The following is a 13,438-nucleotide window of genomic DNA, read 5'->3' as shown; positions in this document are numbered from 1 at the left end:
GCCGGCCTTTCGCTCCCCGCGGGCCCGGAAGCGCCCGGCCCCTCGCCGCCGCGGGGACCGGAACCGTTGCGGGGGCGCTCATTCGCCGGGGTGCTACCGGGCGCCGCGTCTGCTGTGGTGAGTCATCCCCTTCTTGGAGACGGTGGCCGTGCGCGGCGGCGTGGGGCGGCCCGCGAAACGGTGCTGGTTGTTCGGAGTCGGGTAGGTGCCGTGTGGCTTTCGCATGCGGTAGCCCCTTTCGATGCGGCGGCGGTGGTCGGGAGCCGGTGGCCCGTGCGGCCGAGCAGCTGGTCCTTACCGCCTATGCTGTAGTACTCTACTTGAAGTGATTTGAACTGTAGTACTACAGATGGAGTGGTGTCAAATGGTTCGTACGAATCCGCAGCGCCGGCAGGCATTGCTGGACGCATCGATCGAGGTCTTGGCCCGGGACGGGGCCCGCGGCCTGACCTTCCGCGCGGTGGACAAAGCGGCGGAAGTGCCGGCCGGCACCGCCTCGAACTACTTCGCCAACCGCGACGACCTCCTGGTTCAGGTGGGCCATCGGTATTACGAGCGATTGATCCCCGACGACACGGTGATGGCGAAACTGGGCGGACCGCGGACCCGGGAGACCGTTACCGAACTCATGACCGAGGTCGTCGGACGCGTCACCCGGTTCCGCACCGGCTACCTCGCACTACTGGAACTCCGGCTGGAAGCCACCCGTCGTCCCGACCTCCAGGCGCTGCTGACCGAGCGGGTGCGCGCCGATCTGGACCTCAATATCCGCAACCACGTCGAGAACGGGATGCCCGGCGACGAGAACACCGTCGTCCTGCTGTTCCTCGCCCTGAACTGGCTCATCCTCGAACGTCTCACCCTGCCGGGCGTATTCACCGAGGAGCAGGCAGCGGAGCTGGTGCGGATGGCGGTCGAGCGCGCGATCCCCGGCGGCGGCAAAGATACGTAACGCATATCGCCGGCCTCGTCATGTGCCGGTTCCCCGGATATGCCGGAGCTTGCGGCGATACCGGTCTCGGCACCGGACTGCCGCCGCAACGGCTGCGCCTCACATATGCGAACCGCCGTCGATGCGGACCTCGGTGCCGGTGATGAAATACGCGTCGGGAGAACCCAGCATCGCCACCACCGCGGCCACCGCGTCCGGACCGGCGAAGATCGCGCCGTCGGGCAGCGGCAGGGACGGCGTGATCTTGGTGAACAGCCCGAAATCGGCGTCGGCGGGCAGACCCGGTCCGACGCTCTGCCGGGCCTGGCCGGTGCCGTCGGTCATACCGGAGGAGATCGATCCCGGCTGCACCGCATTGAACCTGATGCCCTGTTTGCCGAACTCCAGCGCCAGCGCGTGCGTCATCGCCTGGATTCCGCCCTTCGAGGCGGCGTAGGCAGACATGTAGGGGTGGGCGAACATCGCCGAGGTGGAACTGAAATTGACCACCGCGGGTCCGTTCCCCTCGCGCAATGCCGCGATCGATTCCCGGGTTACCAGGAAAGTCCCGACGAGATTGATCCGCAGCACCTGCTCGAAATCGGCGAGGGTGGTCTGTTCGAAATGCGCCGACCGCAGTACGCCCGCCGCGTTCACCAGGGTATCGAGGCCGCCGAGGCGCCGCACCGCGGCGGCGACTCCGGCGCGGACCGATTCCTCGTTCCCGATATCCATCACGACTGTACTCAGGCGATCCTCGGCGTCCTGCGCCTTGGTTACGGTGTCCCGCAGCCCGGCCTCGCTGATATCGGCGGCCACCACCGTGCCGCCTTCGGCGAGAATGCGCAGGACACTGGCCTGACCGATCCCGGAGCCACCTCCGGTGACGAGGACGCGACGACCGTCGTAGCGCTGAAGCTGTGCCATGGGAGTGCACTCCTGTCTGCGATGACCCGCGCCGTCCGCACGGGCGGGATGTCCGATCGTCGAGGATTGTCCGTCGCGCGCCCGGCAGGGGCCGGTTATCCCACTGAGCGGTACCGTTCCCGGTTCACCGGGCGGGCCGACGGGCCCGCCGGGGCCGCGGGACGCCGCGAGGACGGGAGACGGCACGCGGCAGTGTGCCTAAGATCGCTTCGGTGACGATCTCCGACCAGCGCTCCGCCCGGGCCGCGCACAGTTCACCCACCGATCTCGACGGTCCGCGGATCCCCTTGTACGCACCCGAATTCGCGGTCGATCCGCACGGCACCTATCGCGCGATGCGGGAAAAGTACGGGTCGCTGGCGCCGGTGGAGGTGGCGCCGGGCGTGCCCGCGACGCTGGTGATCGGCTATTACACGGCGCTGCGGATCTTCAACGACCCGGACCATTTTCCCGCCGATCCGCGGACCTGGCAGCGTGATATTCCCGCGAATTGCCCGGTCCTGCCGCTCATGCAGTGGCGGCCGAACGCGCGGCGCAACGACGGAACCGTGCATTCGCGGTATCGGCAGGCCATCGTCGCGGGTCTGGCCGAAGTCGACCCGTTCGGCCTGCACGAAACCGTGGAGCAGGTCGCCGTCCCGCTGATCAACTCCTTCTGCGGCGCCGGATCCGCCGACCTGATCCGGCAGTACGCCTTCCCGCTCACCTTCGCCGTGCTGAACGCGATACTGGGCTGCCCCACCGAGATCGCGCAGCGGGCGGCGGCGGGGATGGCCGCCATGTTCGAGGGTGTGGGGGCCGAGGACGGTGCGGCGGCGCTCATGGCAGCACTGCTGGAGTTGATCGAACTCAAACGGGCCGAACCCGGCGACGATGTCACGACCCGGATGATGCGGCATCCCAGCGCGCTGACCGAACCCGAGATCGTGAACCAGGTCGCCACCTTGTACGGCGCGGGTATCGAACCGTTGCAGAACCTGATCATCAACGCACTGCGGTTGATCCTGACCGATGAGCAATTCGGCGACAGCGCCGTCGGCGGCAGCCTGTCCACCCGCGACGCACTGGACGAGGTGCTGTTCAACGATCCGCCGGTGGCCAATTTCTGTTTCACCTTCCCCAGGCAGCCGATCCTCATCGACGACGTCTGGCTGCCCGCTCATCAGCCGGTGATCATCAGCATGGCGGCGTGCAACACCGATCCGGTGATCGGAACCGATCAGCACGCGGGCAACCGCGCGCATCTGGCGTTCGGTGGCGGGCCGCATGTGTGCCCGGCCAGTTCGCTGGCGTATCTGATCGCGCAGGACGCCATCGACCAACTGCTCGACGCCCTGCCGGATATCCGGCTCGGGGTGCCGGCCGGTGCGCTGTCCTGGCGGACCGGCCCGTTCCAGCGCGCGCTGACCGCATTGCCGGTCGTCTTCCCGCCGTCGCCGCCGCTGTCGCCGGTGTAACCGTCAGCCGTTGCGCAGCCGGGCGACGTGTGTGAGCCAGTCCTCGACGACCCGGTCGGCTACGGTCGGATCGGTGCGCATGAGCCGGGTCAGCTCGAGGCCGCGGACGAGTGCCATGAGCGATTCGAATGCTGTCCGGGCCGAGTCGGGGTCGGCGATACCGGCATGCCGGACGAAGTGGGCCCGCAGGGCGGACCCCAGCCGTTTCTCCGCGGGCAGCAGCGCCGCGCGGAGTTGCGGGTCGGTGCGGGAGGCGGCCCACAGTTCCATCGCCGCCTGAAAAGGGGGCCCGGTCATCGCCGACCGGATCGCGTCCACCATGCGCGGTAGCGCCTCGGGGCCGGCGCCGAGCCCGGCGACGCGTTCGCCGAAATCGGCGAGGCGCCGGTCGGCGATATGGTGGATCGCGGCCACCAGCAACTCCGATTTCGAGGCGAAATGGTGCAGTAGCGCGCCCCGCGACACGCCCGCTGCGTCCTGGATCCGCTGGGTGGTCGTGCCGGCGTACCCGTGTTCCACCAGGCACCGGATGGTGGCGTCGAGCAGCGCCTCATGGGTGTGCGCATGCTGTTCGCGGCGGGTGCGGCCACCGGTACGCGGCGCGGAGGCCTGCCGCTGCGTGCCCGCCGAGCCGCCGGCGCGTACCGGTTCCCGGCTCACAGCGGCTCGAGCCCGCCGGCGGCGATCTGCTCGCGCAGCCGGAACTTCTGCAGCTTGCCCATCGCGTTCACGGGGAAGCTCTCGGCGGTGTACCAGCTTTTGGGTATTTTGTGCGGGGCGAGGCGTTCCCGCAGGTAGTCCTGTAGCTCCGCGGGAGCCGGGGCCGGATGCGCCGGGTCCGGGCGCACCACGGCGGCCACGGTCTCACCCCAGGTCGCGTCGGGCAGGCCCAGGACGACCGCATCGATCAGCGCGGGGTGCGCCGCCAGTGCTTCCTCGATCTCGCGGGGATAGATGTTCTCCCCGCCGCGGATGATCATGTCCTTGAGCCGGCCGGTGACGCGGACGTAGCCGCGGGCGTCCATCGTGCCGAGATCACCGGTGTGCAGCCGGCCTTCGGCATCGATCGTCCGCGCCGTCTCGTCGGGCATACCGAGGTATTCGATCATCTGCTGGTAGCCGCGGGCGCAGATCTCGCCCTCCACCCCGAGCGGCTGCACCGCACCGGTCGCGGGATCGCGGATGGATACCTCGACACCGGGCAGCGGCCGGCCGGCGGTGAACAGATTGTCCTCGCGGCTGTCGGCCGGGCCGGTTTGGCAGACGATCGGTCCGAGTTCGGTCTGGCCGTAGACCGCGCTGGTCGCGGCGCCGCAGGCCCGCGCCCAGCCGTCGACGAGCGCCGGCGGGACAGCGTCACCGCCCGACATCACCACCCGCAGCGCGCCGAGATCGAAACCGGCCAGCCGCGGGTGCGCGAGCAGGGCGTGCAGCATGGCGGGCACACCACCGAAGATCTCCGCGCGGTACTCCTCGATGGCGGCGAGCATCGTCGTGGGGTCGAAGATCTCGCCGAGGATCAGCGTGGCCCGCTGATACGCCGACCCCATCGCGGCCAGCCCGCAACCGGCGGTATGGAAGAGCGGCAGCGCGGTGGCGAACGTCGCGCCCGCGGTTGCGCCGCAGCGGTCGCGGACGAAGGCCGCATTGGTCACCATCGACCGATGGGCGAGGACCGCCGGTTTCGCGCGGCCGGTGGTGCCCGAGGTGAACTGGATCTGGGTCGCCGAGCGCGGATCGACAACCGGCAGCCGCGCGCGCTTGGCGGTACCGCGGACTTCGGGCAGCCAGCCCGTGAAGGTCACCGCCTCCCGCACGCCGGGTACGGCGGGCAGGACGCCGCGGATCTGCGCGGACATATCGGTGCCGCGGAAGTTGTCGGTGAAGAACACGCCGGCGGCGTGCGAGCGGTCGAGCGTGTACTCGAGTTCGGGTCCGCGCAGGGCGGGATTGGCCGTGACGAGCACCAGGCCGGCGAGCGCGGCACCGTACTGGAGGACGAGCCATTCGGGGACGTTCGGGGCCCAGACCGCGATATGTTCGCCCGGCCGGAACCGGTCGAGCAGCCAGGCGGCCGCGCGTTCGGCATCGTCGCACAACTCGGCGTAGGTCCAGGTGCGGGCGTCGCGGTCCGGTGCCACGGAGACGAGCGCGACCCGATCGGGTGCCTCGGCGGCCGCCTGCCGCAGTAGTTCCCCCACGGTGAGTTCCAGTACGGGTGCGCTGGTGTCGACCAGCCACACGGATTCGGTGAGCGTACTCATCCGCGGTTCGCCGCCTGCTGCTCGAGTTCGCGTTTCATCTGCTCGATCTCGTCCTCGGCCGGTATATCGCCGCCGCCGTCGGGGATGAAACGGCCGCTGTCGCGCCATTGGACCGCGGCGTCGAAACCGTGGTGTTGCGCGAAATCGACGAACCAGCGGCCTTCGGGGGAGTGCCGGGTGATGCCGTCGAAGAGGATCGCGAGGTTCTGCGTGGACTGCAGGCCCATGTTGTCGTAGGCCTGATTGATCATCATCTTCTGCATGACCAGCTGGTTGGTGGGGACGCCCGCCATCCGGTCGACGAGTTTCTCGACCGCGGTGTCGAGTTCGGCCGCCGGGACCGCGTCGATGACCAGTCCCCAGTCCCGGGCCCGGACACCGTCGATGGTGTCGCCAGTGAGCAGCATCCGCTTGGCGCGTTCGGCGCCGAGGCGGTAGACCCACATCGCGGTGGTGGGACAGCCCCACACCCGGGCCGGCATATAACCGATGCGCGCGTCTTCGGCCATCACGACCAGATCACAGGACAGCGCGATATCGCTACCGCCGGCCACAGCGTAGCCGTGTACTTTCGCGACGGTCGGTTTGGCCGAGCGCCACAGCGAGAAGAAATGATCGGTGCCGGTTTTCATCATCCGGAAGTCCTTGATCGGATCCCAGACCGGGCCCTGATGGTCGACCCCGCCTTCGGCATAGAGCTTCAGATCGTAGCCCGCGCAGAAGGCGCGGCCCGCCCCTTGCAGCACGATGACGCGTACCGCGTCGTCGGCGTTCGCCGCCGCCACGGCCGCACCGATCTCCTGGGCCATCTCGGCGGTGATCGCGTTCAGCCGTTCCGGCCGGTTCAAGGTGAGGTAAGCGCGATGGTCGCGTACTTCGTAGGCGACCGTGTTTCCGGCGAAGGTCATCTCGGCGTTCCAATCTCGGCGGCGACGGTGCCCAGAACGGTTTCACAGTCCGTTTGGACTGTCAATGGTGCGCCGCCGTGCCACCGGGTCCGGGATTCGGGGGTGACACAACCTCTCCGGTGACCCAAACTGAGGGTTTGGCCTATGCGGGAGGAGAGTCGTCGTGGCTACTCGGTATACATCGGCGCTCGAGCGTGAGATCACTGCGATGCGGGCGCAATACGAGTCCTGGGTACGCACCGGCGAACCGTGGTCGTTGCGGGCATTGTTCAGTACACCGGACTGCGATATCGCGGAATACTGCGCCGGGTTCCGGCCCAGCGAGTTCGGCGTGCAGGCGTGCGACGAGGTGGAACGGTACTGCCGGGCGCAGGGTATCTGGCTGGAGCCCGGTGGGGCGCACTACAACAGTATGACGCCGTACCTGCACCCGAACCCGGTCAGCGCGCAGCGATTGACCCTCATCGGGCTGTTCAACGCCATCCTGTTCTGGCTCAACGATACGGTCGGCCGGGAGAAGTACGGCCATCTGACCGAGCGCGAACAACGCAGGGCGCACGACGAACTCGGCCGGTTGTGCCGCCTGCTGGAGACCCGGATCGCTCCGGCGGACCCGACCCCGGTCGAGGCGGCGACGGTCGAGTTCCTGGCCCGGATGGATGAGCTGGCAGACTCCCGGTGGCTGGCCGGGTTCCTCGATTCGACCGTGGAACATCTCCGTACCGCGATCCGGGACCAGAACGCCCGGGCGCGCGGTGATCTGCTGACCGTCGGCGAGTACATCGACCTCCGCGCGCAGGTCTCGGGAATGTATCCGGCCATCGCCCTGTGCGAGTTCGGCCGCGGCAGTTACCTGCGCGAGGAGCAACTGTCGGCGGTGGGCCTGACCGCGGATCTGCGCCGATTACATGTGCTCACGGCCGAGATCGGAGCATTGATGAACGATATGTTCTCCTTCGAGAAGGAATGCATCGCGGACCGGTCGGATTTCAATCTGATCCCGGCCTGCCTGCTGAATACACCGGAGGCGACCCTGGCCGATGCGGTACGCGCGGCCGGGGCCGTGGTGCGGGACCGGATCACCGAGTTCCGGCACCGGCACGACGCGCTCCTCGGCCGCTGCCGCGAACCCGATCTCGCCGATACCGGACTCGCCCGGCAACTGCGCGGGCACCTCGCCGACCTCACCGCGTGTGTTCAGGCCAGCTGGGTATGGCAACTCGAGACCACCAGGTACAAGGGCGACAGCATCTTCATCGAGAACCACCCCATCCAGCCGAAGCGGGCGCCGATGCGCAATGATGGTGATCATTCGGGTAGCCACGGTGCCGTGCGGTAGGTGATCTTCCGGGGCTGCGAACGGGGTGGTGACGGGCCGGTCGACGAAGGGGCGTGATGGACGAGGCGGAGCACGGTGAACTGGTTCGATCGTGGTCCCGGGCACTGCGCGCGGCCGGTGCCTCCGTCCCCTCCGAGCACGATCTCGAGGAGTTGCTGCACTGGCTGGTGCACGACCTCGCGCAGGCACTCGCCGCGACCCCGTTCGATGCCCAGGCGGGCGCCCGAGCCGGTGCGGCTCTGGCGACCGCCGGCCTGACCACCACCGATGTGATCGCCGTCTCCGCCCCCGTGCTGTGGTCGTTGCCGGGCCCCGGCGCCGATCCCGCAGTGCTGCGGAGAATGGCGGTACTGCTGGCGAAACTCGGTGAAGGGTTCGGGGCGCAGCAGCTGATGCGGTCGGTCCCACCCGGCTCGCCCGAGGCCGAACAACGCTCGGACGAGCGTTTCCGGGTGGTGTTCGACAATGCGGCGGTGGCCATCGCGATCGGCGACACCAACGGTGTGCTGCTCGATGTCAACCACGTTCTCGCGGAGATGATCGGTGTTCCCGCCGAGCAACTCCGTGGTATCTCGGTCTACGAATTCGCCCACCCGGAGGACCGGGAGCGGATCCGCCGGCTGGTCTACGAACGGCTGGTGCCGCACAAACAGGGCGCGGTGAAACTGGAACAGCAGATCGGCCGTGCCGACGGCAGTTACGGGTGGGCCGCGTTCACGATCACCTACGTCGAAGGTGGCCCGGGTCATCCGAACTATCTGCTGGCGGTGGGTGAAGATGTCACCGAACAGCACCGGATGCGGGAGGAGTTGCACCGGCAGGCGCGGCACGACCCGCTGACCGGCATACCGAACCGGCGCCAGCTGCTGGAACGGCTGGATTCGCTGATCCGCGAGGCGGAGCCGCACGGCCGGATCGGCTTGTGCTTCGTGGACCTGGACCGGTTCAAGCACATCAACGATCGTTTCGGCCACAGCACCGGCGACAAGGTCCTCACCGCCGTGGCCGGCCGGTTGCAGGACAGTGTGGCGGAGTTCGGCAGCCTGGTCGCCCGGATCGGCGGCGACGAATTCGTGACACTCGTTCCGCCGCCGGTCGACGACGACCGCATGATCGAGGTTGCCGATCGGCTGCTCGGTGCCCTGGCCGATCCGGTCGTCGTGGGGGAGCGCCGGCTCGAGGTGTCCGCGAGCATCGGGGCGGTGGTGACGACCGTCCAGGGCGGTCAGGCGGAAGCCTTGCTGGATGCCGCCGACACCGGGCTCTATCACGCCAAGAACAGTGGAAAAGCGCAGTGGGTACTGCATACCCTCCCGGTCGACGACGGCTCGGAGCCGGAGACCGGCGACGGCGCGCTGCCCACCTCGTAGCGGGTCAGGTGTTGTCGGCCGCGCCGCCGGCGAGGGCGGCCGGGCCGTACCGTGCGGCGATGAGGGGCCAGGGATCGGCGTACGGGCCGCGGCGTTCGAGGCGCCGCTGCACGGCGAGGGCGGTGCGCAGCGCGGGACGGAGCAGCGGACCGGCCACTCGCAGGGCGGCGCGGCGGAACCGGGGCTGGGCGCCCGCGACCCAGGCGACGGTCTCGGGCCAGCTGTGCTGCTGGAAGTCGAGCAGGGCCTGGGCTTCGGTGGTGTCGAACCAGCCGGTGAACGCCCAGCCGTCGTCGTCCGCGGGATCGCCGGGGAGGCTTGCCGTGGGGCCGAGCCGGCCCAGGCCTACGGCGTCGAACATGGCGTCCTCGACCTCGCGGTGGGTGTGCAGGTAGGTGTCGTCTCCGCCGATCAGCAGTACTTTGCCGGCGACGGTGTCGCGCCGGTCGACGGCATTGGCGAAGGCCGTCGCGACATCACGCGCGTCGACGGCATGCAGCCGGTTGTCGCCGGGGGTCGCGCGGATGAGGACCAGGTGGTCGCGGTTGATGTGGGCGGTGGTATCCGGGGACAGTACGCCGCCCAGCCGCAGCAGTGCATAGGGCAGGCCGCTGTCGGCGATCACGGTTTCGGCCAGTACCTTGTCCTCGCCGTACTGGTCGATGGGGGCGACCGGGGTGCCGGGGGCGATGCGTTCGGGATAGCGGTGCGGGTTACGGGACCCGTAGACCGCGGCGCTCGAGGCGAACAGCACCAGGGGTGGTTCGGGCAGCGTCCGTGCCGCGCTTACCAGGTTCTCGGTCCCGCCGACATTGATCCGCCGGGCCAGCCGTGGATTGCGGTAGGACGCGGGGGAGAACATCGCGGCCAGATGGACGATCGCGCCGGGCCGGTGCGCGCCGACGAGTTCGGCGACGGCGGCCCGGTCGAGGAGATCGGCGAATACCGTGCGCAGTTCACCGGGGCCGGCGCCGGCCAGGTCGGCGGCGACGGCCGCGGCCCCATCGGTGCGTAGATCGGTGGCGACGACCGTACGGCCGCGGGACAGCAGGATCTCGGTGACGCGTTTGCCTACCTGGCCGAACGCGCCGGTGACGAGGACTGAGTCGGGCATATCGCCTTCTTTCGGCGGGGCTCGCGCGGCGGCCGGTGGATCAGGGCAGTTCGATGACCGACAGATACATCTCGAGAATCGGCCGGTACAGGTCGAGATCGTCGAGTTCGCTGCCGAGGATCACCGAATCGCTGGTGGCGATGAGGATATGGGCGAAGGTCAGCGGCGGGATGAGCAGTTTCCCGCCGACATGCTCGAGGTTCTCGGCGACGAATCGCCCCAGTTCTTCGGCCACCTGGAGCCGTTTGCCGGCTACCCGTTCCCGGGCTTCGGGATTGCGCAGCAGGTAGAGGGTGAATTCGTGGCCCAGTGCGGCGTGCTCGGCGCCCCGGTCGCGGCTGAGCTGACGCCATCGCTGGGCCACCCGGTCGAGTTCGCGCGGACCCACCGCGGTGACCTCCGCGAGGACTTCGGCGAAGTTGTCGAAGTAGCGGCGCCAGTACCGGTCGCTCACGGCCAGGAAGAGTTCTTCCTTCACGGCGAAGTGTTTGTAGATGGCGCCCTTCGTATAGCCGGCCGTATGGGCGATGTCGTCGAGTGTGGCTGCGGCGAAGCCTTTTTCGGCGAAAACCTCCTCGGCGGCATCCAGGAGGAGGGAACGCGTGCGTTCGAGCCGCCGCTCTTTCGTCCAACGCTCAACCACGGCAGCGATCCTAGCATGAATCTTGGAAACCCATTGTCTGCACAGATACTCGTTGGTATCTTGGCGGATATCCGGATGCCGCCCGATCTCCTGCCGGAGGCGGGATATCCCCTGCGGCGCCGGTGTTTTCGAGTCCATCGCGACCGATCGGCCCGCTGCGGGCCGGGGGTCGCGAGCGCTGCACGACACAAGGCAGAGGAGACAGTTTCATGAGCGAACTGTCGAAGAAGAGCACGCCCATCGTCACCGAATCCCTCGGCGGCACAGCCGCTCTGGCCTCCGGCAACAGGCCCGCGAGCAAGGCGGTCCTGATCTGGGCGGTGATCGGCGGGCTGATCCTGGCGCTCCAGGTGTACGTCTGGATCAGATGGATCACCGGGCCCTATTTCGAGCGGGTGCCCACCGGACCGAGTGATCCACCGATGCTCATGAAGACGATCCTGAGTATCTGGACGGCCGGTGTCCTGATCGGCTTCCCCGTCGCCATCTACTGGTGGATCATCAGGCCGTGGTGGCGCGAGCGCCGGATCACCCTGGACGGCATCCTGCTGGTGTCGATGGGCCTGATGTTCTTCCAGGATCCGTTCCTGAACTACCTCAACACGTGGTGCACCTACAACACCTGGATGTTCAACCGGGGATCGTGGGCGCCGTATGTTCCGGGCTGGAATTCGCCGGAGGAACCCGGCGCGCAGGTCGCCGAACCCCTGTTGATGAACATCCCGGGCTATGCGTGGGGCGTTCTGCTGATCACGATCGGCGTCTGCTGGTTCATGCGCAAGGTCAAAACGCGCTGGCCGGGAATAAGCAACCTCCGGCTGGTGGGCATCACGTTCGCGTTCACCTTCGTCCTCGACTTCGTGATGGAAGCCTGCATGCTGCTGCCGCTGGGGCTCTACACGTATCCGGGCGCGATCCAGTCGGTGTCGTTCAATGCCGGTCACTACTATCAGTGGCCGATCTACGAGGGCGTGATGTGGGGCGCGGTCCAGGCGGGGCTGGCCTGCCTGCGGTTCTTCACCGATGATCGCGGGCGCACGGTGGTGGAACGAGGGCTCGACCAGATCCGGGGAGGGGTCGTCCGGCAGCAGCTTGCCCGGTTCCTCGCGGTGTTCGCGGCGGTGAGCGCGATCTTCTTCGTCTGCTACAACGTTCCCGCGCAATGGTTCGGCCAGCACGCCGACCCGTGGCCCGCCGATATCCAGGAGCGGTCGTACTTCATCGGCGGCATCTGCGGTGAGGGAACCGACAAACCCTGCCCGCATCCCGATCTGCCGATACCGACCCACGAATCCGGCTACATCGACAAAGACGGTGAGCTGGTCCTGCCGGACGGAGCCGAGATTCCCGAGATCGTGCCCTTCGAGCGGGGGAACTGAGATGCCGGCTACAGCTACGACCACGAATCACCCTGATACGCGGGCACCGTTCTATCGGGCGGTCGGCGACGAAGTGGAGGTGTTCCGGGCCGCGGCCCGCCGCGGGCTCCCGGTTCTGCTCAAAGGCCCCACCGGATGCGGGAAAACACGGTTCGTCGAGGCGATGGCGCATGAACTCGGCCGCGAGCTGATCACGGTCGCCGGTCACGAGGACCTGACCTCCGCGGACCTGGTCGGCCGGTTCCGGCTCGAGGGCGGCGAAACCGTCTGGGCCGACGGGCCGTTGACCCGGGCGGTCCGCGCGGGCGGTATCTGCTACCTGGACGAGATCGTGGAGGCCCGCCAGGACACCACGGTGGTGATCCATCCGCTCGCCGATCACCGCCGGGAACTCCCGATCGACCGGCTCGGCGTCGCGCTGCCGGCGGCGCCGGGATTCCAGCTGGTGATCTCCTACAACCCCGGCTACCAGAGCGTTCTGAAGAACATCAAGGAATCCACGCGGCAGCGATTCGTCGCGATCGAACTCGGTTTCCCGCCCGCCGAGGTCGAGACGGAGGTCGTGATCCGCGAGGCCGGAATCGATCGGGAAACCGCGGTTGTCCTGGTCGAACTCGGCAACGCCATCCGGGGCCTCGAGGGTTCTCCGCTGCGCGAAGCGGCCTCGACCCGGATGCTGGTCCTGGCCGCGAACCTGGTGGCCGAAGGGCTGAGCCTGCGCACCGCGGTCGGGGCCGCGGTGGTGCGGGCGTTGTCCGACGATCCCGAGATCGTCCGCGCCCTGGGCGAACTCGCGGACGCCGTCCTCCCGGTGTCATGACCGCGGCGGACCCGGCGGGCCCCGAACGCTTCCGGTTCCTGGCCACCCATGTGGCCGGCCGGTCCGTCGCGGTGGCGGCGGCCCCGGCCGGCGCCGCCGCCGACACCGACGGGGCGGGGGGGGTGGCGGTGTTGGGGGTCGGGGGGCCTGGTTGGGGGGCCGGGCGCCTGGGCGCGACGGCGTACACGGCCGCCGGCGCCAACGGCGACGTCCGCGGATCCGCACAACTACCCGGTATGAGCCGTGGGGCCTGAAGGCGGCAGCGCAGCGTTACCACGCAGGGCCT

The 13,438-nt window shown here is 68.5% G+C and carries 13 protein-coding genes; 7 read left to right on the top strand and 6 right to left on the bottom strand.

All coding sequences use genetic code 11. The annotated features are described in order from the left end of the window. The first annotated feature begins 364 nt into the window (after nucleotides 1-364). On the top strand, nucleotides 365-952 hold the full coding sequence (locus QH276_RS17845) for a TetR/AcrR family transcriptional regulator (RefSeq protein ID WP_280400893.1): 588 nt from the start codon (nucleotides 365-367) through the stop codon (nucleotides 950-952). 99 nt (nucleotides 953-1,051) lie between these two features. Here QH276_RS17845 and QH276_RS17840 read toward each other — a convergent pair whose 3' ends face one another. Beyond that, nucleotides 1,052-1,858 carry an SDR family NAD(P)-dependent oxidoreductase gene (locus tag QH276_RS17840; protein WP_280400892.1) on the bottom strand — a complete coding sequence of 269 codons (807 nt, stop codon included), beginning with the start codon at nucleotides 1,856-1,858 and terminating at the stop codon, nucleotides 1,052-1,054. Nucleotides 1,859-2,070: 212 nt separating this feature from the next. Between QH276_RS17840 and QH276_RS17835 the strand changes: the two genes are divergently transcribed. After that, nucleotides 2,071-3,315 (top strand): cytochrome P450, encoded by a 1,245-nt coding sequence (locus QH276_RS17835; RefSeq protein ID WP_280400891.1) that lies wholly within the window; start codon nucleotides 2,071-2,073, stop codon nucleotides 3,313-3,315. A 3-nt stretch (nucleotides 3,316-3,318) separates the two neighbouring features. Here QH276_RS17835 and QH276_RS17830 read toward each other — a convergent pair whose 3' ends face one another. From QH276_RS17830 to QH276_RS17820, 3 genes are read right to left on the bottom strand one after another with little or no spacing between them, the layout of a single operon-like run. After that, the gene (locus QH276_RS17830) at nucleotides 3,319-3,975 is read right to left on the bottom strand and encodes a TetR/AcrR family transcriptional regulator (RefSeq protein ID WP_280400890.1); all 657 of its coding nucleotides are present in this window, start codon (nucleotides 3,973-3,975) and stop codon (nucleotides 3,319-3,321) included. Continuing rightward, entirely contained in the window at nucleotides 3,972-5,579 is a 1,608-nt protein-coding gene (locus QH276_RS17825) for an AMP-binding protein (protein WP_280400889.1), read from the bottom strand. Before QH276_RS17825 ends, QH276_RS17830 begins: the two co-directional genes overlap by 4 nt. After that, complete coding sequence (locus tag QH276_RS17820; RefSeq protein WP_280400888.1) at nucleotides 5,576-6,487, bottom strand: crotonase/enoyl-CoA hydratase family protein; 912 nt, start codon at nucleotides 6,485-6,487, stop codon at nucleotides 5,576-5,578. Before QH276_RS17820 ends, QH276_RS17825 begins: the two co-directional genes overlap by 4 nt. A 163-nt stretch (nucleotides 6,488-6,650) precedes the next feature. Here QH276_RS17820 and QH276_RS17815 point away from each other — a divergent pair, with 163 nt between their 5' ends. Beyond that, nucleotides 6,651-7,826 (top strand): terpene synthase family protein, encoded by a 1,176-nt coding sequence (locus tag QH276_RS17815; protein WP_280400887.1) that lies wholly within the window; start codon nucleotides 6,651-6,653, stop codon nucleotides 7,824-7,826. Between the two features lie 56 nt (nucleotides 7,827-7,882). Beyond that, complete coding sequence (locus QH276_RS17810) at nucleotides 7,883-9,196, top strand: sensor domain-containing diguanylate cyclase (protein ID WP_280400886.1); 1,314 nt, start codon at nucleotides 7,883-7,885, stop codon at nucleotides 9,194-9,196. A 4-nt stretch (nucleotides 9,197-9,200) separates the two neighbouring features. On the opposite strand, the gene QH276_RS17805 is transcribed toward QH276_RS17810, so the two are convergent. Next, entirely contained in the window at nucleotides 9,201-10,310 is a 1,110-nt protein-coding gene (locus QH276_RS17805) for an NAD-dependent epimerase/dehydratase family protein (RefSeq protein WP_280400885.1), read from the bottom strand. A 40-nt stretch (nucleotides 10,311-10,350) separates the two neighbouring features. After that, nucleotides 10,351-10,953 carry a TetR/AcrR family transcriptional regulator gene (locus QH276_RS17800; protein ID WP_280400884.1) on the bottom strand — a complete coding sequence of 201 codons (603 nt, stop codon included), beginning with the start codon at nucleotides 10,951-10,953 and terminating at the stop codon, nucleotides 10,351-10,353. 209 nt (nucleotides 10,954-11,162) lie between these two features. Between QH276_RS17800 and QH276_RS17795 the strand changes: the two genes are divergently transcribed. The 3 genes from QH276_RS17795 to QH276_RS17785 are packed head-to-tail and all read left to right on the top strand — an operon-like array spanning nucleotide 11,163 to nucleotide 13,406. Beyond that, entirely contained in the window at nucleotides 11,163-12,332 is a 1,170-nt protein-coding gene (locus QH276_RS17795; RefSeq protein ID WP_280400883.1) for a spirocyclase AveC family protein, read from the top strand. Between the two features lies 1 nt (nucleotide 12,333). Next, nucleotides 12,334-13,152: a CbbQ/NirQ/NorQ/GpvN family protein gene (locus QH276_RS17790; RefSeq protein ID WP_280400882.1), complete on the top strand. Its 819-nt coding sequence runs from the start codon at nucleotides 12,334-12,336 to the stop codon at nucleotides 13,150-13,152. After that, a complete protein-coding gene (locus QH276_RS17785) occupies nucleotides 13,149-13,406 on the top strand; it encodes a hypothetical protein (RefSeq protein ID WP_280406818.1) in 258 nt (85 codons plus the stop codon). Before QH276_RS17790 ends, QH276_RS17785 begins: the two co-directional genes overlap by 4 nt. The last annotated feature ends 32 nt before the right edge of the window (nucleotides 13,407-13,438 follow it).

This window comes from Nocardia carnea, assembly GCF_029869215.1.
Classification (GTDB): Bacteria; Actinomycetota; Actinomycetes; order Mycobacteriales; family Mycobacteriaceae; genus Nocardia; species Nocardia carnea_B.
This window is presented reverse-complemented; position numbering and strand designations above follow the sequence as displayed.